At 56.0% G+C, this 18,980-nt stretch carries 20 protein-coding genes; 9 read left to right on the top strand and 11 right to left on the bottom strand.

What is annotated here, in order from left to right:
* Positions 1–44: 44 nt before the first annotated feature.
* Complete coding sequence (rsmI, locus tag WFN75_RS17380) at positions 45–908, bottom strand: 16S rRNA (cytidine(1402)-2'-O)-methyltransferase (RefSeq protein ID WP_046885796.1); 864 nt, start codon at positions 906–908, stop codon at positions 45–47.
* Positions 909–970: 62 nt separating this feature from the next.
* Between rsmI and WFN75_RS17385 the strand changes: the two genes are divergently transcribed.
* From WFN75_RS17385 to dolP, 4 genes are read left to right on the top strand one after another with little or no spacing between them, the layout of a single operon-like run.
* Positions 971–3,136: a penicillin-binding protein activator gene (locus WFN75_RS17385; protein ID WP_212476743.1), complete on the top strand. Its 2,166-nt coding sequence runs from the start codon at positions 971–973 to the stop codon at positions 3,134–3,136.
* A complete protein-coding gene (locus WFN75_RS17390) occupies positions 3,094–3,489 on the top strand; it encodes a YraN family protein (RefSeq protein WP_263617558.1) in 396 nt (131 codons plus the stop codon). Before WFN75_RS17385 ends, WFN75_RS17390 begins: the two co-directional genes overlap by 43 nt.
* A gap of 21 nt (positions 3,490–3,510) precedes the next feature.
* Positions 3,511–4,101, top strand: a complete 591-nt coding sequence (gene diaA / locus WFN75_RS17395; protein WP_003861754.1) for a DnaA initiator-associating protein DiaA — start codon at positions 3,511–3,513, stop codon at positions 4,099–4,101.
* A 9-nt stretch (positions 4,102–4,110) separates the two neighbouring features.
* Positions 4,111–4,686 (top strand): division/outer membrane stress-associated lipid-binding lipoprotein, encoded by a 576-nt coding sequence (dolP, locus tag WFN75_RS17400; RefSeq protein ID WP_040073912.1) that lies wholly within the window; start codon positions 4,111–4,113, stop codon positions 4,684–4,686.
* 62 nt (positions 4,687–4,748) lie between these two features.
* Here dolP and WFN75_RS17405 read toward each other — a convergent pair whose 3' ends face one another.
* Positions 4,749–5,786: a permease gene (locus tag WFN75_RS17405; protein WP_046885794.1), complete on the bottom strand. Its 1,038-nt coding sequence runs from the start codon at positions 5,784–5,786 to the stop codon at positions 4,749–4,751.
* Between the two features lie 40 nt (positions 5,787–5,826).
* Positions 5,827–6,471: an NAD(P)H-binding protein gene (locus WFN75_RS17410; protein WP_046885793.1), complete on the bottom strand. Its 645-nt coding sequence runs from the start codon at positions 6,469–6,471 to the stop codon at positions 5,827–5,829.
* 127 nt (positions 6,472–6,598) lie between these two features.
* Here WFN75_RS17410 and WFN75_RS17415 point away from each other — a divergent pair, with 127 nt between their 5' ends.
* Positions 6,599–7,117: a type 1 glutamine amidotransferase domain-containing protein gene (locus WFN75_RS17415; protein ID WP_040073909.1), complete on the top strand. Its 519-nt coding sequence runs from the start codon at positions 6,599–6,601 to the stop codon at positions 7,115–7,117.
* Here WFN75_RS17415 and WFN75_RS17420 read toward each other — a convergent pair.
* Positions 7,097–7,531 carry a YhbP family protein gene (locus tag WFN75_RS17420; protein ID WP_336996591.1) on the bottom strand — a complete coding sequence of 145 codons (435 nt, stop codon included), beginning with the start codon at positions 7,529–7,531 and terminating at the stop codon, positions 7,097–7,099. The genes WFN75_RS17415 and WFN75_RS17420 overlap by 21 nt on opposite strands.
* 53 nt (positions 7,532–7,584) lie before the next feature.
* On the opposite strand from WFN75_RS17420, the gene WFN75_RS17425 reads away from it, so the two are divergent.
* Positions 7,585–7,869, top strand: coding sequence for a GIY-YIG nuclease family protein (locus WFN75_RS17425; protein ID WP_040073907.1), 285 nt, complete (start codon positions 7,585–7,587; stop codon positions 7,867–7,869).
* A gap of 1 nt (position 7,870) precedes the next feature.
* Here WFN75_RS17425 and WFN75_RS17430 read toward each other — a convergent pair whose 3' ends face one another.
* Positions 7,871–8,374 (bottom strand): GNAT family N-acetyltransferase, encoded by a 504-nt coding sequence (locus WFN75_RS17430; RefSeq protein ID WP_046885792.1) that lies wholly within the window; start codon positions 8,372–8,374, stop codon positions 7,871–7,873.
* The gene (gene ubiT, locus WFN75_RS17435; protein WP_212476752.1) at positions 8,368–8,892 is read right to left on the bottom strand and encodes a ubiquinone anaerobic biosynthesis accessory factor UbiT; all 525 of its coding nucleotides are present in this window, start codon (positions 8,890–8,892) and stop codon (positions 8,368–8,370) included. Before ubiT ends, WFN75_RS17430 begins: the two co-directional genes overlap by 7 nt.
* A gap of 219 nt (positions 8,893–9,111) precedes the next feature.
* Here ubiT and ubiU point away from each other — a divergent pair, with 219 nt between their 5' ends.
* The 3 genes from ubiU (at position 9,112) to WFN75_RS17450 (ending at position 12,081) form a co-directional block, all read left to right on the top strand.
* On the top strand, positions 9,112–10,107 hold the full coding sequence (ubiU, locus tag WFN75_RS17440; protein WP_336996592.1) for a ubiquinone anaerobic biosynthesis protein UbiU: 996 nt from the start codon (positions 9,112–9,114) through the stop codon (positions 10,105–10,107).
* 7 nt (positions 10,108–10,114) lie between these two features.
* Complete coding sequence (locus WFN75_RS17445; RefSeq protein ID WP_336996593.1) at positions 10,115–10,993, top strand: U32 family peptidase; 879 nt, start codon at positions 10,115–10,117, stop codon at positions 10,991–10,993.
* An 80-nt stretch (positions 10,994–11,073) separates the two neighbouring features.
* Positions 11,074–12,081, top strand: a complete 1,008-nt coding sequence (locus tag WFN75_RS17450) for a luciferase-like monooxygenase (RefSeq protein WP_336996594.1) — start codon at positions 11,074–11,076, stop codon at positions 12,079–12,081.
* A 46-nt stretch (positions 12,082–12,127) separates the two neighbouring features.
* Here the strand turns inward: WFN75_RS17450 and mtr are convergent, their stop codons facing one another.
* The 5 genes from mtr to pnp form a co-directional block, all read right to left on the bottom strand.
* The gene (mtr, locus tag WFN75_RS17455; RefSeq protein WP_207292464.1) at positions 12,128–13,372 is read right to left on the bottom strand and encodes a tryptophan permease; all 1,245 of its coding nucleotides are present in this window, start codon (positions 13,370–13,372) and stop codon (positions 12,128–12,130) included.
* A gap of 143 nt (positions 13,373–13,515) precedes the next feature.
* Positions 13,516–15,444 carry a DEAD/DEAH family ATP-dependent RNA helicase gene (locus tag WFN75_RS17460; protein ID WP_040073900.1) on the bottom strand — a complete coding sequence of 643 codons (1,929 nt, stop codon included), beginning with the start codon at positions 15,442–15,444 and terminating at the stop codon, positions 13,516–13,518.
* Positions 15,437–15,517, bottom strand: a complete 81-nt coding sequence (gene yrbN / locus WFN75_RS17465) for a protein YrbN (RefSeq protein ID WP_097397692.1) — start codon at positions 15,515–15,517, stop codon at positions 15,437–15,439. Before yrbN ends, WFN75_RS17460 begins: the two co-directional genes overlap by 8 nt.
* Positions 15,518–15,624: 107 nt before the next feature.
* Positions 15,625–16,509, bottom strand: coding sequence for a lipoprotein NlpI (gene nlpI, locus WFN75_RS17470; protein WP_336996595.1), 885 nt, complete (start codon positions 16,507–16,509; stop codon positions 15,625–15,627).
* Between the two features lie 110 nt (positions 16,510–16,619).
* Positions 16,620–18,755: a polyribonucleotide nucleotidyltransferase gene (pnp, locus tag WFN75_RS17475; protein ID WP_336996596.1), complete on the bottom strand. Its 2,136-nt coding sequence runs from the start codon at positions 18,753–18,755 to the stop codon at positions 16,620–16,622.
* Between the last annotated feature and the right edge of the window lie 225 nt (positions 18,756–18,980).

Here is an 18,980-nt window from a genome sequence, read left to right on the forward strand (position 1 = left end):
CAACGGCCAGATTGAGGCTGGCCGGTGTGATACCGGCTCACCGCTTACTCCCCTTGCTGCTCCAGGGCGTATTTATACAGCGCATTCTTTTTCACACCGTGGATTTCGGCGGCCAGCGCGGCGGCTTTCTTCAGGGGAAGCTCGGCCTGCAACAGCGCCAGGGTGCGTAGCGCATCGGCAGGCAGCGCGTCCTCTTCGGCTTTGTGGCCTTCCACAATCAGCACCATCTCGCCCTTACGACGGTTCTCGTCCGCTTTAACCCACGCCAGCAGATCGCCGACGGGCAAGCCATGGATCGTCTCCCAGGTTTTGGTGAGCTCGCGTGCCAGCACCACGTAGCGCGACGTTCCCCAGACGGCGACCATATCTTCTAAGCTCTCCAGCAGGCGGTGGGTGGATTCATAGAAAATAAGCGTGCGCGGCTCGGCTTCCAGCGCTTTAAGTACGTCGCGACGGCCTTTGGATTTTGCCGGTAAGAAACCTTCATAGCAGAAACGATCGGAAGGCAGACCCGCAGCGCTTAAGGCCGCGATGGCGGCACAGGGGCCAGGCAGTGGCACGACGCGGATGCCCGCTTCCCGGCAGGTACGCACCAGGTGGTATCCAGGATCGTTGATGAGCGGCGTGCCGGCATCTGATACCAGGGCAATGTTCTGCCCCTCTTTCAGCTTCGCGACCAGCGTCTCTGCCTTTTGCTGCTCATTATGGTCGTGCAGCGCGAACAACCGCGCGCTGATAGCGAAATGCTGTAGCAGTAATCCCGTATGGCGAGTGTCTTCAGCGGCAATTAAATCAACGCTTTGCAATACGGTGAGTGCACGTTGGGTAATATCAGACAAATTCCCGATGGGAGTAGGTACAATATACAGTTGACCCTGAGAATTATCTGCCGTTTCGTGTTGTTTCATTGTTTCATCCGTATTGCCGATTTAATATTGAGCATGCGTAAAAAAATATCACTGGATACAGTATGGTACCCTTAACGTTTCTTCGTAACAAAGTCACGCGCAGCCTTCCCCTTGTGGTTGCCGCGCTGATTTTTGCAGGCTGTGGCACCCAGGCGCCCGATCAGACGACTCCTCACATGGAGGGCACTGCTCAGGCTGATTCCGGCTATTATCTGCACCAGATGGAGCAGAGCTCGAATGATACCAGGATCAACTGGCAATTACTTGCCATTCGTGCACTGCTGAAAGAAGGCCAAACCCAGCGGGCAAGCGAACTGTTTAACCAGTTGCCGCAGGATCTCACAGACAGCCAGCGTCGCGAGCAGCAGCTTCTTGCCGCTGAGCTGAAAGTGGCACAGAACGACGCTGCTGGCGCGAAAAAGATCCTTGCCGATATTGACGTCAATGCACTGGAAAACAACCAGCAGGCACGTTACTGGCAGGCCGTCATTACCACCGAGCAAGGCCGCCCTTCCCTGACGCTTCTCCGTGCTCTGATTGCGCAGGAGCCTTTGCTGGCAGGGGATCTGAAGCAAAAGAATATTGATGCCACCTGGCAGGCGCTGTCGTCCATGACGCAGGATCAGGCCAGTAAGCTGGTGATCAACGCCGATGAAAACATTCTGCAGGGCTGGCTGGATCTCCAGCGCGTCTGGTTTGATAACCGCAATGATCCCACGATGTTGAAAGCGGGTATTACCGACTGGCAGACCCGTTATCCCAACAACCCTGGTGCTAAAATGCTGCCAACGCAGCTGGTGAACGTGCAGAATTTCAAACCTGCCTCCACCAGCAAAATAGCGCTGCTGCTGCCTTTAAATGGCCAGGCAGCCGTATTTGGACGCACCATCCAGCAAGGCTTTGAAGCCGCGAAAAACGGCACCACGGCGGTGGCGGGGAGCGCAGTACCGGCGCAGACAGCTCAGGCTGCAAACGTGAATGACGTTGTTAGCCCTTCTGCGGCAGAGACCAGCGATCTGACGGCGACCCAGCCGCAGGGCACGATGCAGAACCCGGTTACCGCCCCTACCACCCCATCCGCAGCCCCGGCGACCCAGCAAGCTCCGCAATCGCAGGCCACCCCGGCGACGAATGCGGCAGCCACGGAGCAGCCGCAGACCACGGAGCCACAACAACAGGCGGCACAACCGCAGACTACTGAGCCACAACAACCGGCTGCGCAACCGCAGGCCGTAGCAGCTACCACGGCGAACCCGGGCGCTGAGCTGAAGATTTATGACACCAGCGCACAACCTTTGGATCAGGTGCTGGCTCAGGTTCAACAGGATGGCGCCAGCATCGTGGTCGGGCCGCTGTTGAAAAACAACGTGGAAGAGCTGATGAAGAGCAACACCACGTTAAACGTGCTGGCGCTTAATCAGCCAGAGCAGGTACAGAACCGCGCCAATATCTGCTATTTCGCCCTCTCTCCGGAAGACGAAGCCCGCGACGCCGCACGTCATATTCATGAGCAAGGTAAGCAGGCGCCCCTGTTGCTGACCCCACGCTCTACGCTGGGCGATCGCGTCGCGAATGCCTTTGCCCAGGAGTGGCAACAGCTGGGTGGCGGCATCGTGCTGCAGCAGAAATTCGGCTCAAGCTCAGAGCTGCGCGCCGGGATTAACGGCGGCGCAGGTATCGCGCTGAGTGGCAGCCCGGTCACCGCCAGTCTGCCGCAGCAGCAGGGTGTGACCATCGGCGGCCTGAACATACCGGCTCCACCAACGGATGCGCAAATCTCGGGTGGCGGTAAGGTCGATTCAGCGTACATTGTGGCCACGCCGGAGGAGATCGCCTTTATCAAACCGATGATTGCCATGCGCAATGGTAGCCAGAGCGGCGTGACGCTGTATGCCAGCTCCCGCAGCGCGCAGGGCACCTCTGGCCCTGACTTCCGTCTGGAGATGGAAGGTCTACAGTACAGTGAGATCCCTATGCTCGCCGGCAGTAACCCGGCGCTAATGCAGCAAGCACTCGGCAGCGTACGTAACGACTACTCGCTGGCCCGCCTGTACGCCATGGGCGTTGATGCCTGGGCGCTGGCAAACCACTTCTCTCAGATGCGTCAGGTACCCGGCTTTGAAATTAGCGGCAACACCGGCGATCTGACCGCGACTCAGGACTGCGTGATTAACAGGAAGTTATCATGGCTCAAATACCAGCAGGGGCAGATCGTCCCGGCCAGTTAAGCCGTAAACAGACCGGCGACGCATGGGAATTACAGGCGCGTCGCTGGCTGGAGAGCAAGGGACTGCGCTTTATCGCCGCGAACGTCCGCGCGCGCGGCGGTGAAATTGACCTCATCATGAAAGAGGGCCGGGTGACGGTGTTTGTCGAGGTTCGCTACCGACAAACATCCTACTTTGGCGGTGCCGCCGCCAGCGTGACCCGGGCCAAGCAACAAAAATTATTACAGACCGCCCGCGTGTGGCTTGCCCGCCATAATGGGAGTTTTGATACTGTGGATTGCCGGTTCGATGTGGTAGCCTTCACCGGAAACGCCATCGAATGGCTTAAAAACGCCTTCGGCGAAGACGCGTAAACCAGATCGTTAAGGGATATTGTGCTCGAAAGAATTAAGGTGTGCTTCACAGAAAGCATTCAGACTCAGATAGCCGCGGCAGAAGCGCTGCCGGATGCCATCTCACGCGCCGCGATGACGCTGGTGCAGTCCCTGCTCAATGGCAACAAAATTCTGTGCTGCGGTAATGGTACCTCGGCCGCCAACGCCCAACATTTCGCCGCCAGCATGATCAACCGGTTCGAAACGGAGCGTCCGAGTTTACCCGCCATTGCACTTAATACCGATAACGTGGTCTTAACAGCGATTGCTAACGATCGTCTTCACGATGAAATCTATGCCAAGCAAGTCCGTGCGTTAGGGCATGCCGGTGATGTGCTGCTGGCTATCTCTACGCGCGGTAACAGCCGCGACATCGTCAAAGCCGTAGAAGCGGCCGTCACCCGCGATATGACTATCGTAGCGCTGACGGGATACGACGGTGGCGAGCTGGCCGGGCTTTTGGGTCCGCAGGATGTGGAAATTCGCATTCCCTCTCACCGCAGTGCGCGCATCCAGGAGATGCATATGCTGACGGTGAACTGTTTATGCGATCTGATCGATAACACGCTTTTCCCTCACCAGGATGATTAAGGAGTCAACATGAAGGCATTTTCGCCCCTCGCAGTCCTTATTTCTGCGCTGCTGCTTCAGGGATGTGTCGCCGCAGCGGTCGTGGGTACTGCCGCAGTGAGCACCAAAGCCGCCACCGACCCACGCTCCGTGGGCACGCAGGTAGATGACGGCACCCTTGAGTTGCGTGTAAACAGCGCGTTGTCCAAAGACGAACAGATTAAGAAAGAAGCGCGCATCAACGTGACCGCTTATCAGGGCAAAGTTCTGCTGGCAGGCCAGGCGCCCACCACCGAACTGGCATCCCGTGCGAAGCAGATCGCCATGGGCGTTGAAGGTGCGACAGAGGTGTTCAACGAAGTGCGTCAGGGGCAGCCAATCGGTCTGACCACTGCGTCATCGGATACCTGGATCACCACCAAAGTGCGTTCGCAGCTGTTGGGTAGCGATCAGGTGAAATCTTCCAACGTAAAAGTGACCACCGAGAACGGTGAAGTCTTCCTGCTCGGTCTGGTTACCGATCGTGAAGGTAAAGCGGCAGCGGATATCGCCAGCCGGGTGAGCGGCGTGAAGCACGTCACTACCGCCTTTACCTTCATCAAATAACCTTCTTGCCCTCAAGAAGGTCTTACAACAGGCCGGATGAGCTTAACGCCATCCGGCTTTTTTTATACCAGCGCAATGCTTCCCACAATGATTCCACTCAGCGCAACCAGCATCCCCGTCAGCCACAGCGCTTTTGCCGGGAATGATTTACGCAGCATGATAAGCGATGGCAGGCTAACCGCCGGAAGCGTGATGAGTAGCGCCAGCGCCGGGGCGACGCCCATACCCGCCAGCATCATGGTTTGCACAATCGGGATCTCGGCGGCAGTAGGAATTACAAATAACATACCGGCCACGGCCAACGCGATCACCCACAGCAGCGAGTTTTCAACGGCACCGTCCGCATGCGGGAAGAGCCAGACGCGGGCTGCGCCAAGAACCAGTACCGCAAGGATATAGACCGGGATCGTGCTCCAGAAGAGCTGCCAGAGCGCTTTACCCCAGCGCGACAGGAAACTGCCCTGCGGCTCCGGGAGTTCGACCTGCAGCGGCGCAGGGGTCACGGCGGTCTCTTTCACCAGTCTCTGCACGAGGGTTGCCACCACCAGCACGGTCAACAGACCCGCGACCAGACGAATAAAGGCAAAATGCCAGCCAAGCACGAAGCCCATAAACACCAGCGTGGCGGGGTTGAGCAGCGGGTTGCCCATCCAGAATGCCAGCGCCCCGCCCATCGACACCTGCTGGCGACGCATCCCGGCGGCCACCGGCGCGGCACAGCAAGTGCACATCATGCCCGGCAATGAGAAGAGCGTACCCAGCAGCGTCCCCTGAAAACGGGGTTTCCCTAAGGTTCGCAGCAGCCAGTTACGTGGGATCAGCACCTGGATCAGCGAGCCAAGTAATACCCCTAGCACCGCAGCTTTCCATACGGCCAGGAAGTAGACCAGCGCATAGTCCCACGCCGCCTGCAGCGGGCTGCTGTTGGCGTTAGCAAGAATTGATTTACCGATCGAGTGGGTATCGGCGGCAGTAAAGGCTTTGCCGTAATAGGGCTGCCACTTCACATACCAGAGCCCAATAATAACAACGAGAAAAAAGAGAGCGGGCTTCCACCACTGCAGTGGTGTTGCCGCCTGAGATGAAGACTGACCAGTCATAGCATTCCCCGGGGAGTGTTTTTAATTTTGCCCGGGGATATTACGCCTCGCCTTTTGAAATTTCATGCAGTTTTGCTGAAGGGATAATATTTACCCCCTCTCTGGAGGGGGAAAGCCCCTCGCTCAGCATCGCTCTGGCCACTTCGCGTCCGTCGATTGATTTCCAGTTGCCCGGTAACAGTGAGAAGAGAGGGGCAAACAGCGACTCGCTAAAACGGTGCTTTTCACGCTCACCCAGGAGCATGGAAGGGCGAACGATGGTCAGCCGTTCCCACTTCTGCGCGATTAACGCCTCCTCCATCTTCCCCTTCACTTTGTTATAAAAGAAGGGAGAGCGGGCGCTGGCCCCCATTGCGCTGACGACCAGGAAGTGTTTAGCGCCCAGCTTTTTCGCCGTCAGGGCGGTATCCACGACCAGGGTGTAGTCCGCATGGATAAAAGCCTCTTTGCTGCCCGCTTCGCGCCGGGTGGTTCCCAGACAGCAAAAAGCGATATCAATCGGGTCCTGGACCTGCGCCAGCGCATCGCTCAACTGCGGATCGTGAGGGTTAAAAACGCCCGAAATATCCGCCAGCGGACGACGCGTGGGGGCGGCGATATAATTTACCCGCCGATCCTGAATTAACATCCGCAGTAGATGCCCGCCCACCAGTCCGGTGGCGCCGGTAATTAGCACCTGACTCATTTTTTTCCCCTTTGCAGAATAGTCCGTAGGCGATTTTGCCCTGCTCGACCACACTTAAAAGTCTGTGAGGTAAGTATTTACCACAAACGTAGAAAAATCTGTCTGAAGCCAAAACAACGGAGGAAACATGAGCAAGAAAATTGCGGTCCTGATTACCGACGAGTTTGAAGATTCAGAATTCACCTCACCCGCTGAGGCGTTCCGCAAAGCGGGACATGAGGTCATCACCATTGAGAAAGAGACCGGCAAAACCGTCACGGGGCATAAAGGCGAGGCGAAAGTGACCATCGATAAAAACATTGATGAGGTCAGCCCGTCAGATTTCGACGCCCTGCTGTTACCCGGTGGCCACTCCCCGGACTCGCTGCGCGGAGATGACCGTTTCGTTACCTTTACGCGCGATTTCGTTGCCAGCGGGAAACCGGTGTTCGCCATTTGCCATGGCCCCCAACTGCTGATCAGCGCGGATGTGGTGCGCGGACGTAAGCTGACCGCGGTTAAACCGATCGTCATTGATCTGAAAAATGCCGGGGCAGATTTTTATGACCAGGAAGTGGTGGTCGATAAAGACCAGCTGGTCACCAGCCGTACGCCAGACGATCTGCCTGCCTTCAACCGGGAAGCGCTACGCCTGCTCGGCGCGTAACCAGTGCAGTTTTTTACCAAAGCCCAGCGTGTTATCGGTGAACTTCAGTTCATCGAGTCGGATCTTCCATACCGGCGCTAACATCGCTGCGGCAATTGGGAAGCGGCGGATGTAATACTTACGCATCGCGTCGCTTTCCTCTCCCTCCAGGCGGCGAATTTCCCCTTTAAACTGCACACCGCGGATCAGCGCCACGCTTTTTGGCTGGCCATTGACAGTGCCTGCTACTTTCGCCTGATGCCCGGTCATTTGTGCGTGACGCGTTTTATCTTCGCTTAAGACATAGAAAGCAACAGCCTGGGGATCGTAATAATAGAAGGCATTCGCACACCACATTTCGCCCTCGTGATGTACGCACCAGGTCACGACGTGCTGCTTTGCCAGCCAGCGGTTAATGGTGGGCAGTGTTTCCATTTTGCGTCTCTCTTGCTAAGGTGCGTTCACCTTAACATAACGAATTGATAGCCGTGTGCTGGTTTCTCTATCTTATCCGTACCGCTGATAATGCACTCTACACGGGGATCACCACCGATGTGGCGCGGCGTTTCTTGCAACATCAAACCGGAAAAGGGGCAAAAGCCTTGCGGGGAAAAGGTGAGCTGCAGCTGGCGTTTGCGGCACCGGTGGGTGAGCGCTCGCTGGCGCTGCGGCTGGAATACAGGATCAAGCAGCTTACGAAGCGCCAGAAAGAGCGCCTCGTCGCCGGGGATGGATCGTTCGAGGCGCTACGCGAGAGCCTGCTAACGCCGTAAGTTAAAAACGGTTAAAGTGGTCGTGATACTCAACCAGGCCGCTTACCCCCTGCAGCGCGTCATCAGCCAGACGATGCACCTGGAACGCAGATTCCGTACCCGGCCAGCGGCAATGCAGATCGTAATGGGCTGCCTTTTCAAAGCCTAACTTGCTGTAAAAGGCAGGGTCGCCAAGAGTGACCACGGCGGCGTAGCCAAACTCGTTCAGGGAGTCCAGCCCTTCATAAACCAGCTGGCGTGCCAGCCCCTGGCCACGGTAACTTTCGTCCACCGCCAGCGGAGCCATACCGACCCACTGCAGCTCTTCACCCTGTACGGAAACCGGGCTGAACGCGACGTAACCAACGACCTGCCCCTCATCATCGGTCGCCACCAGCCCAAGGGTGATCAGGCCATCTTCACGAAGATTATGTACCAGCTGCGCTTCACCCTCACCTTCGAAAGCGCGACGTAACAAGGCATCGATGCCGGGGGCATCAATCCCAATTTCAACTCGAATCAGCATGGCTCACCTACTGAAGTGTGTTTACTCTCCGGCGGGCTTTTCAGACCTGCCTCGACAAAATCGGCCATTTGCAGCAAGGCCATACGTAACGCTTTTGGCATCTGCTCCAGCTCAATGGCATCCATCAGGTTTTTCACATACAGGCCTAGCTCGGTATCCCCTTCAATCACCAGACGGCGTTGGAAAAAGAGCGTGTCAGGATCCTGTTTACGCGCTGCGATCATCAGGAGATCGCTGGCATCTGCGCTGAAACTGACATCGGCTTCGGCAGATTCACGAACGACCAGCCGACCCTTTTCAACAGAGGTAAACCAGCAAAGACCGATATCACGAACGGTGATGCTTAACCAGCGCCCTTCCAGAAATTCCAGCTCGCCCTCTTCCAGCGCCTGGCGGAATTGCCAGCTTAGCAGTTGTTCCAGCACCTGGCGCTTCAGTGCAAAGGGGGTGAGCTTTACCGGCAAACTTAACAGTGACGGGCCTGCCTGTACGAGTCGTGAACGCAGTTTTTCCAGCACGAACTTTTCTCCCTGAGATCTATAGTCCCGATATATTGCCATATCCAGTCGTCGGTATAGCGGCGTAAATCAACAAACCAGCGACCTTCATCAGCCATTATTGGTCCCATCAATACGCGATTAACTGCCTCAAATCAAAATTTGTCCCCAGGGGGTTCATTAAAATCCCTGTTTTATAACATTTTTGCATCCCCTGGGCTGCGAACGTCAGGATACATTATGGAACTGCTCTGTCCTGCCGGAAATCTTCCGGCGCTTAAGGCGGCTATCGAAAATGGCGCCGATGCGGTTTACATCGGTCTGAAAGATGACACTAACGCCCGCCACTTCGCAGGCCTCAATTTTACCGAGAAAAAGCTGCAGGAAGCCGCCCGTTTTGTGCACCAGCATCGCCGTAAACTGCATATTGCGATTAACACCTTCGCCCACCCGGATGGCTATTCCCGCTGGGAGCGCGCGGTAGATATGGCAGCTCAGTCAGGTGCCGATGCGCTGATCCTGGCCGATCTCGCTATGCTGGAGTATGCCGCAGAACGCTATCCTCATATTGAGCGCCATGTCTCGGTACAGGCCTCGGCGACCAACGAACAAGCGATCCGTTTTTATCATCGCCACTTCGATGTTGCCCGCGTCGTATTGCCGCGGGTGCTCTCTATTCATCAGGTTAAGCAACTGGCGCGCGTCACGCCAGTTCCGCTGGAAGTTTTTGCGTTCGGCAGCCTGTGCATTATGGCCGAAGGGCGCTGCTACCTCTCCTCTTATTTAACCGGGGAATCGCCCAATACCGTTGGCGCATGTTCCCCTGCCCGCTTTGTGCGCTGGCAGCAGACACCGCAAGGGCTGGAGTCTCGCCTGAACGATGTGTTGATCGACCGCTACCAGGAGGGGGAAAACGCAGGCTACCCAACGCTGTGTAAAGGGCGCTACCTGGTGGACGGCGAGCGCTATCACGCTCTTGAAGAGCCCACCAGCCTTAACACGCTGTCGCTATTACCAGAGCTGCTGGCTGCGAATATCGCCTCGGTGAAAATTGAAGGCCGCCAGCGTAGCCCGGCCTACGTTAGCCAGGTGGCAAAAGTGTGGCGTCAGGCGATAGATCGCTGTATGGCCGATCCACAAAACTATGCGCCACAGCCCGCCTGGATGGAGACGCTCGGCGCCATGTCCGAAGGCACCCAAACTACGCTTGGCGCGTATCACCGTAAATGGCAGTGAGATAACCATGAAATATTCCTTAGGGCCGGTACTTTACTACTGGCCGAAAGAGACGCTGGAAGCGTTCTATCAGCAGGCGGCCGCCAGCAGCGCCGATGTGATCTATCTTGGCGAAGCGGTGTGCAGTAAACGCCGCACCACAAAAGTGGGTGACTGGCTGGAGATGGCGAAAAATCTGGCGGGCAGCGGCAAACAGGTCGTGCTTTCAACGCTTGCGCTGGTGCAAGCCTCCTCTGAGCTGGGCGAAATAAAACGATACGTTGATAACGGTGAGTTTTTACTCGAGGCCAGCGACCTGGGGGTGGTGAACCTGTGCGCCGAGCGCAAGCTGCCGTTTGTCGCAGGCCATGCGCTGAACTGCTATAACGCCGTAACCTTGCGTCTGCTGCTTAAACAGGGGATGACCCGCTGGTGTATGCCGGTTGAGCTGTCGCGTGACTGGCTGGTCAATTTGCTAGACCAGTGCGAAACGCTGGGGATCCGCAATCAGTTTGAAGTGGAGGTGCTGAGCTATGGTCATCTGCCGCTGGCTTACTCTGCCCGCTGCTTTACCGCCCGCTCGGAAGACCGTCCGAAGGACGAATGCGAAACCTGCTGCATCAAGTACCCGAACGGGCGCAGCATGCTGTCGCAGGAAAATCAGCAGGTGTTCGTCCTCAACGGTATTCAGACCATGAGCGGCTATGTCTACAATCTCGGTAACGAGCTGACGTCGATGGACGGGCTGGTGGATATGGTGCGCTTGTCCCCACTGGATACTAACGTGTTCGCCATGCTCGATGCGTTTCGCGCCAATCAACACGGCGAAGCTCCCCTGCCGCTGACTGCCAACAGTGACTGCAACGGCTACTGGAAACGCCTTGCCGGGCTGGAGCTGCAGGGCTGACGTAATAGCTCACTTTGTTAACAACTTTAGCTAATCTTTAATGCAGTATGGAAAGATTAACCGGAACAAAGTGAGCTCTTATGACTGATAAAACCATTCCGTTTTCGGTGCTGGATCTGGCACCGATCCCTGAAGGCTCCTCTGCCCGAGAGGCTTTTTCACACTCCCTGGATCTCGCGCGTCAGGCTGAACAGCGTGGCTATCATCGCTACTGGCTGGCGGAACATCACAATATGGTGGGCATTGCCAGTGCGGCAACCTCTGTGCTGCTGGGCTATCTGGCCGCGAATACCAACACGCTGCACCTGGGCTCAGGTGGCGTCATGCTGCCGAACCACTCTCCGCTGGTCATCGCCGAGCAGTTCGGGACCTTAAATACCCTCTACCCGGGGCGCATCGACTTAGGTCTGGGCCGTGCGCCTGGTAGCGATCAGCCCACGATGCGCGCGCTGCGCCGCCATATGAGCGGCGATGTGGACAATTTCCCCCGCGATGTGCTTGAGCTCGTCGAGTGGTTCGACGCTCGCGACCCGAATCCTCATGTCCGCCCGGTGCCGGGCTATGGCGAGAAGATCCCCGTCTGGCTGCTGGGCTCTAGCCTTTATAGCGCCCAGCTCGCAGCCCAGCTTGGCCTGCCTTTTGCCTTCGCGTCGCACTTCGCGCCAGATATGCTGCACCAGGCGCTGCATCTCTATCGTACCCAGTTCAAGCCGTCTGCGCGCCTTGAGAAGCCGTATGCGATGGTCTGCATTAACATCGTTGCTGCCGATAGCAACCGCGATGCAGAGTTCCTCTTTACCTCTATGCAGCAGGCGTTTATGAAGTTGCGTCGCGGCGAAAGCGGGCAGTTACCGCCGCCCGTCGATAATATCCATCAGCTGTGGTCGGCCTCCGAGCAGTACGGGGTTCAGCAGGCGCTGAGTATGTCGCTGGTGGGCGATAAAGCGAAAGTACGCCACGGGCTGGAAGCGGTTCTGCGTGAAACCCAGGCCGACGAGATTATGGTCAACGGCCAGATTTTCGATCATCAGGCTCGTTTACACTCGTTTGATCTGGCGATGCAGGTGAAAGAGGAATTGGTGGGTTAGTTGTGATTTTGCCCTCTCCCGTGGGGAGAGGGCAAGAGAACCCAATTTACGGATATACCGGCAACAGATTAAAGCTCGACAGGATGTGCACCAGGGCGTTGCCCACCCCGAAGACCAAAATCAGGGCAATCATCGGCTTGCCACCCCAGACTCGGAATGTTGGACTGCCGAAGCGTTGACGCGATTTACGCGCGAGCAGCGCAGGAACAATTGCCGCCCAGATGGTGGCCGCCAGCCCCGCATAGCCGATAGCATACAGGAAACCATTCGGCCACATCAGACCACCCACAATCGGGGGCAGGAAGGTCAGCAGCGCGGTTTTGAAGCGCCCCGGCGCGGAATCATCAAAGCCAAACAGATCCGCCAGGTAATCAAACAGGCCCAGCGTCACGCCGAGGAAGGAACTTGCTACCGCGAAGTTCGAGAAGATAACCAGCAGCAGATCCAGACTGCGGCTGTTCAGTACACCGCTTAACGCCTGCACCAACACATCGATGTTTCCGCCCTTCTGCGCAATGCCGATAAATTCCGGACGCGGGATGTTACCCATCGTCCCCAGCAGCCAGATGACATACAGCCCCAGCGCCAGCAGCGTGCCGTACACCAGGCACTTCACGATGGTACGCGGATCTTTGCCGTAATACTTCATCAGGCTCGGCACGTTGCCGTGATAACCGAACGACGCCAGACAGAACGGTAAGGTCATCAGCAGGTACGGCGTGTAGCTGGCATGACTTTCCGCCACGTTAAACAGCGTTGCTGGCGTCACATGCCCCAGCAGGCTGCCAAAGGTGAGGAAGAAAGTGATGACTTTGGCGCCCAGTACAATGGCCGTCATGCGGCTGACGGCCTTTGTGCTCAGCCAGACGATAAAGGCCACCGCCAGCGCAAAGCACAACCCCGCCAGACGCGCCGGCACGTCTAATGACAGTTCTGAAAAGGTGTGATGCAGAATCGAACCGCTCGCAGAAATGTAGGCGTACGTCAGGATATAAAGCACGAATGCGATGGAGAGACCGTTTACCAGGTTCCAGCCTTTGCCCAGCAAGTCTTTCGTAATGGTGTCGAAGCTGGAACCTATGCGGTAGTTCAGGTTGGCTTCCAGAATCATCAGCCCGGAGTGCAACATACAAAACCAGGTGAAGACCAGCGCTGCCAGTGACCAGAAGAACCACGCCCCGGACATGACCACAGGCAAGGAGAACATCCCCGCGCCGATAATGGTGCCGCCGATGATCACCACGCCGCCGAGCAGCGAAGGTGACGTTTGGGTGGTGGTTAGTGTCGCCATACAGCCAGATCTCCAGTCATAAATTTGGTACAGCATATCAATGCGCTGCACTGTACCAGTACAAGAGTACAAAAGGAATAAAAAAAGCCCCGATAATGATTACCGGGGCTGTATAGATTACTTTACGCTAGTTAACGCAGGGGTTACGCATCGCCACCGAAGCGGCGACGGCTGGTGCCTTCGTCACGACGTGGACCACGGTTTTCGCGACGTTCACCGCTGAAGCGACCCGCGCCTGGCGCAGCGCCTTCACGACGAGGACCACGACCGCCTTCACGACGCTCACCGCCGCCGAAGCTACGACCACCTTCACGACGCTCACCACCGCCACGACGTTCGCCGCCACGGTCAGGACGCGGCTGAGCATCGCCCAGCAACTGCATGTTCATCGGTTTGTTCAGAATGCGGGTGCGAGTAAAGTGCTGCAGAACTTCGCCCGGCATACCTTTCGGCAGTTCGATAGTCGAGTGGGTACCGAACAGCTTGATGTTACCGATGTAACGGCTGCTGATGTCGCCTTCGTTAGCGATAGCGCCAACGATATGACGAACTTCAACACCATCATCACGGCCAACTTCAATACGGTACAGTTCCATATCGCCAGCGTCACGACGCTCACGACGTGGACGGTCTTCACCACCACGCTCTGGACGATCGCCACGTGGGCCACGGTCGTTACGATCACCACGACGCTCGAAACGGTCGTCACGGTCACGGAACTCACGCTTAGGACGCATTGGCGCATCTGGCGGAACGATCAGGGTACGTTCGCCCTGAGCCATTTTCAGCAGTGCCGCAGCCAGAGCTTCCATATCCAGCTCTTCGCCTTCTTCCACCGGCTGAATCTTCGCCAGCAGACCACGGTACTGATCCAGATCGCTGCTTTCCAGCTGCTGCTGAACTTTGGCGGCGAATTTTTCCAGACGGCGTTTGCCCAGCAGCTCTGCGTTTGGCAGGTCTGCTTCTGGAATGGTCAGTTTCATGGTGCGTTCGATGTTGCGCAGCAGACGACGCTCGCGGTTCTCAACGAACAGCAGCGCACGGCCAGCACGACCCGCACGACCGGTACGACCGATACGGTGAACGTAAGACTCGGAGTCCATTGGAATGTCGTAGTTCACAACCAGGCTGATACGCTCAACGTCCAGACCACGTGCTGCCACGTCGGTTGCAATCAGGATATCCAGACGACCGTCTTTCAGACGTTCCAGCGTCTGCTCACGCAGAGCCTGGTTCATATCACCATTCAGCGCTGCGCTGTTATAGCCGTTACGCTCCAGGGCTTCAGCCACTTCCAGGGTCGCGTTTTTGGTACGCACGAAGATAATCGCCGCATCAAAATCTTCCGCTTCCAGGAAGCGTACCAGCGCTTCATTTTTACGCATGCCGTACACAGACCAGTAGCTCTGGCTGATGTCTGGACGCGTGGTCACGCTGGACTGAATACGTACTTCCTGCGGCTCTTTCATGAAGCGGCGGGTAATACGACGGATAGCTTCTGGCATGGTTGCAGAGAACAGAGCGGTCTGATGACCTTCCGGGATCTGCGCCATAATGGTTTCTACGTCTTCGATGAAGCCCATACGCAGCATTTCATCTGCTTCATCCAGTACCAGACCGCTCAGTTTAGAGAGATCAAGGGTACCGCGCTTCAGGTGATCCAGCAGACGGCCCGGCGTACCGACGACAATCTGTGGGCCCTGGCGCAGGGCGCGTAACTGCACGTCATAACGCTGGCCGCCGTACAGGGCTACCACGTTTACGCCGCGCATATGTTTAGAGAATTCAGTCATTGCTTCTGCAACCTGAACAGCCAGTTCACGGGTTGGAGCAAGAACGAGGATCTGCGGTGCACGCAGGTCCGGATCAATGTTGTTCAGCAGCGGCAGCGAGAACGCCGCAGTTTTACCGCTACCCGTCTGGGCCATGCCCAGCACGTCACGACCAGAGAGCAGATGTGGGATACACTCTGCCTGGATCGGAGATGGTTTTTCGTAACCCAGATCGTTAAGGGCTTCAAGGATAGGAGCCTTCAGGCCCAGATCTGCAAAAGTGGTTTCGAATTCAGCCATGTAGTACAAGTGCCTCGATATTAATGGCGGCCAGTCTACTTAGCTCATCGTGAAAATGATTAGCAATTTTCATTGAAAAGTGTGAACCGGCTCAAAGTAGGTGTATTGACGAACAACAACGCCCTCACCAGTGAAGGTGATGGCAATCAAAAGATTACGGGCTGATGTTTATGTCGTCAGCTATTGCTGGTCCGATTCTGCCAGGTCGTCATGCTCCTGGCCCAAGAGCGATAATTCCAACAATGCATAACGGTGCTCAACAAAGTTGTGTACGTTGTTAGCAACCGCTAATTTGAACAGTGCCGTAGCGCTGTCCATATCCCCCAGACTTAGGTAGTACTTACCTAAATAGAAGTTGGTTTCACTGAGATGTTCAGCGAGCGAGGTGTTATCCGTTGCGTCCGCCTTGAGCCGTTCCATTAGCGTTGCTTCGCTAATGTTGCCCAGGTAGAACTCGACAATATTCCATCCCCATTGTTCCTTGTCCGATTTGTCGAAGCGCTGTTTCAGTGCTTCTTTGGCCTGCTTCGCATCAAGCTTCTGCTCAACGATGTAAAGCCACAGGCTACGGAAAGGATCGTTCGGATCGTCTTGATAAAACGCCAGCAGATCATCTTGCGCTAACTTGTCACGACCGCCGTAATACAGGGCGATACCGCGATTCAAGTGCGCGTAGTTGTAAGTTGGATCAAGCTCAAGTACAGAATCAAACGCTTCATAGGCAGCATCAAAATTGCCTGCCTGCGTTAAATAAATGCCTAAGTAATTGAATACTTCAGGCATATCGGGTCGGATGGCTAACGCTTGTGAAAAATCATTTCGCGCCAGTGCCCTCAGACCGAGACTATCATACAACACTCCGCGCTCATATAAAAGCTGTGCGCGTTCGTCATCGGTTAAAGCCCGACTGGCAAGAATTTGTTCCATGCGAGCCAGAATCACTTCTTGCTGCAAAGTCGGTTGCAATGGTACCGCGAGGACTTCACTTTTACGCCAGGCAGAGTTGCTGCATCCTGCCAGCGTTAAAGCTGTCGCAACGAAACACCAGCGCAGAAAAGGCTTCATTTCCCACTCCCGAAGACAACAATTGGATGAACGTCCTGTCCCCCGGCGGCTCAACAAGGCGTCCTGCCTGATAATAAGCCCTCCGCCTGAGCGGAGGGCAAATGGCAACTTTACTCGCCTTGTTCCGCTGCCGGAGCTTCCGGCGCGGCGGCAGGCTGTGACTGCTCGGTCGCTTCTTTAATGCTCAGACGGATACGGCCCTGACGGTCAACTTCCAGAACCTTAACCGGTACTTCCTGACCCATCTGCAGGTAATCGGTCACTTTCTCAACGCGCTTGTCGGCGATCTGAGAGATGTGAACCAGACCTTCTTTACCGCCACCGATGGCAACAAATGCGCCAAAGTCAACGATACGGGTCACTTTACCATTGTAGATGCGGCCCACTTCGATTTCCGCAGTAATTTCTTCGATGCGACGGATTGCGTATTTTGCTTTCTCGCCGTCGGTTGCTGCGATCTTCACAGTACCGTCATCTTCGATTTCGATAGTGGTGCCAGTCTCTTCGGTCAGAGCACGGATAACAGAACCGCCTTTACCGATAACGTCTTTGATCTTGTCCGGGCTGATCTTAATCGTGTGGATACGCGGAGCGAACTGAGAGATGTCGCCGCGCGGCGCGTTGATCGCCTGTTCCATCACGCCCAGGATGTGCAGACGCGCACCTTTAGCCTGGTTCAGCGCAACCTGCATGATCTCTTTGGTGATACCTTCAATTTTGATATCCATCTGCAGTGCAGAGATACCGTCGCGGGAACCCGCCACTTTGAAGTCCATATCACCCAGGTGGTCTTCGTCGCCCAGGATGTCAGACAGAACAACGAAGTTGTCGCCTTCTTTCACCAGACCCATCGCAATACCCGCAACGGCGGCTTTGATTGGCACACCTGCGTCCATCAGCGCCAGGGATGCGCCACATACGGAAGCCATGGAGGAAGAACCGTTGGATTCGGTGATTTCAGAAACCACACGCACGGTGTACGGGAATTTATCAGCTTCTGGCATAACCGCCAGCACGCCACGTTTCGCCAGGCGACCGTGACCAATTTCACGACGCTTCGGCGAACCTACCATACCGGTCTCACCAACGGAGTACGGAGGGAAGTTGTAGTGGAACAGGAAGCTGTCAGTACGCTCACCCATCAGTTCGTCGATGTTCTGCGCGTCACGTGCAGTACCCAGGGTCGCGGTAACCAGCGCCTGAGTTTCGCCACGGGTGAACAGTGCTGAACCGTGAGTACGTGGCAGAACGCCAGTACGTACATCCAGACCACGGATCATGTCTTTCTCACGGCCATCGATGCGCGGCTCGCCTGCCAGTACACGGCTACGAACAACGTTTTTCTCAATAGCGTGCAGGATTTCGCTCAGCTCGTTAGCATCCAGCGTTTCGTCTTCAGCCACCAGCGTCGCAACGGTTTCAGACTTGATCACGTCAACCTGAGCATAACGCTCTTGTTTGTCAGTGATACGGTAAGCATCGCTCAGGCGAGATTCTGCCAGAGCCGCTACGCGTGCGTTCAGCGCGTCGTTTACCACTTCTGGCTGCCAGTCCCAACGTGGTTTACCGGCTTCTTTCACCAGGTCGTTGATGTTCTGGATAACGATCTGCTGCTGGTCGTGGCCATATACCACAGCACCCAGCATCTGGTCTTCGCTCAGCAGCTCAGCTTCGGATTCAACCATCAGCACTGCCGCTTCAGTACCCGCAACTACCAGGTCCAGCTTACTCTCTTTCAGCTCTTCCTGAGTTGGGTTCAGTACATACTGGTCATTGATATAACCAACACGTGCAGCACCGATTGGACCGTTGAATGGAATACCAGACAGGGAGAGCGCAGCAGATGCGCCGATCATCGCAACGATGTCCGGGTTAACCTGTGGGTTAACAGAAACAACGGTGGCGATAACCTGTACTTCGTTAACGAAGCCTTCCGGGAACAGCGGGCGAACCGGGCGGTCAATCAGACGCGCGATCAGGGTTTCGCCTTCGCTTGGACGGCCTTCACGACGGAAGAAACCACCCGGGATTTTACCGGCAGCGTAGGTACGCTCCTGGTAGTTAACGGTCAGCGGGAAAAAGTCCTGACCTGGTTTAGCTTTTTTCTGGCCGACAACGGTCACGAATACCGCGGTGTCATCCATGCTTACCATTACGGCAGCAGTCGCCTGACGCGCCATCATGCCGGTTTCCAGCGTAACGGTGTGTTGACCGTACTGGAATTTACGAACGATCGGATTCAGCAAGATTCTGTCCTTTCTTAAATAAGTGTCCGCACACCCCTGGCGTGCTGACGATTTAACCGGATCTACTCTGCATCCTCGCGACTAATGACAACCGACACCCTTATGGGTGAAGCCTCTCATTAGCCGCGCGAACCTCTGCAATGCAGATCATTTAAAGCAACAATACATTAGTTTCCAGTGAATTGCTGCGTCTGATTGAAAAAAGGGGCCATAAGGCCCCCTTTT

This window comes from Leclercia sp. UBA7405 (genome assembly GCF_037152215.1).
GTDB classification, from domain to species: Bacteria; Pseudomonadota; Gammaproteobacteria; order Enterobacterales; family Enterobacteriaceae; genus Enterobacter; species Enterobacter pneumoniae.

What these genes read in the sequence shown, in the direction of transcription:
- nlpI (WP_336996595.1), bottom strand. Translation starts at nt 16,509, where the DNA reads ATGAAGCCTTTTCTGCGCTGGTGTTTCGTTGCGACAGCTTTAACGCTG.
- WFN75_RS17420 (WP_336996591.1), bottom strand. Translation starts at nt 7,531, where the DNA reads ATGGAAACACTGCCCACCATTAACCGCTGGCTGGCAAAGCAGCACGTC.
- WFN75_RS17405 (WP_046885794.1), bottom strand. Translation starts at nt 5,786, where the DNA reads ATGACTGGTCAGTCTTCATCTCAGGCGGCAACACCACTGCAGTGGTGG.
- WFN75_RS17460 (WP_040073900.1), bottom strand. Translation starts at nt 15,444, where the DNA reads ATGGCTGAATTCGAAACCACTTTTGCAGATCTGGGCCTGAAGGCTCCT.
- WFN75_RS17385 (WP_212476743.1), top strand. Translation starts at nt 971, where the DNA reads ATGGTACCCTTAACGTTTCTTCGTAACAAAGTCACGCGCAGCCTTCCC.
- WFN75_RS17415 (WP_040073909.1), top strand. Translation starts at nt 6,599, where the DNA reads ATGAGCAAGAAAATTGCGGTCCTGATTACCGACGAGTTTGAAGATTCA.
- dolP (WP_040073912.1), top strand. Translation starts at nt 4,111, where the DNA reads ATGAAGGCATTTTCGCCCCTCGCAGTCCTTATTTCTGCGCTGCTGCTT.
- WFN75_RS17430 (WP_046885792.1), bottom strand. Translation starts at nt 8,374, where the DNA reads ATGCTGATTCGAGTTGAAATTGGGATTGATGCCCCCGGCATCGATGCC.
- yrbN (WP_097397692.1), bottom strand. Translation starts at nt 15,517, where the DNA reads ATGAAAATTGCTAATCATTTTCACGATGAGCTAAGTAGACTGGCCGCC.
- WFN75_RS17390 (WP_263617558.1), top strand. Translation starts at nt 3,094, where the DNA reads ATGGCTCAAATACCAGCAGGGGCAGATCGTCCCGGCCAGTTAAGCCGT.
- WFN75_RS17410 (WP_046885793.1), bottom strand. Translation starts at nt 6,471, where the DNA reads ATGAGTCAGGTGCTAATTACCGGCGCCACCGGACTGGTGGGCGGGCAT.
- WFN75_RS17445 (WP_336996593.1), top strand. Translation starts at nt 10,115, where the DNA reads ATGAAATATTCCTTAGGGCCGGTACTTTACTACTGGCCGAAAGAGACG.
- rsmI (WP_046885796.1), bottom strand. Translation starts at nt 908, where the DNA reads ATGAAACAACACGAAACGGCAGATAATTCTCAGGGTCAACTGTATATT.
- ubiU (WP_336996592.1), top strand. Translation starts at nt 9,112, where the DNA reads ATGGAACTGCTCTGTCCTGCCGGAAATCTTCCGGCGCTTAAGGCGGCT.
- WFN75_RS17450 (WP_336996594.1), top strand. Translation starts at nt 11,074, where the DNA reads ATGACTGATAAAACCATTCCGTTTTCGGTGCTGGATCTGGCACCGATC.
- mtr (WP_207292464.1), bottom strand. Translation starts at nt 13,372, where the DNA reads ATGGCGACACTAACCACCACCCAAACGTCACCTTCGCTGCTCGGCGGC.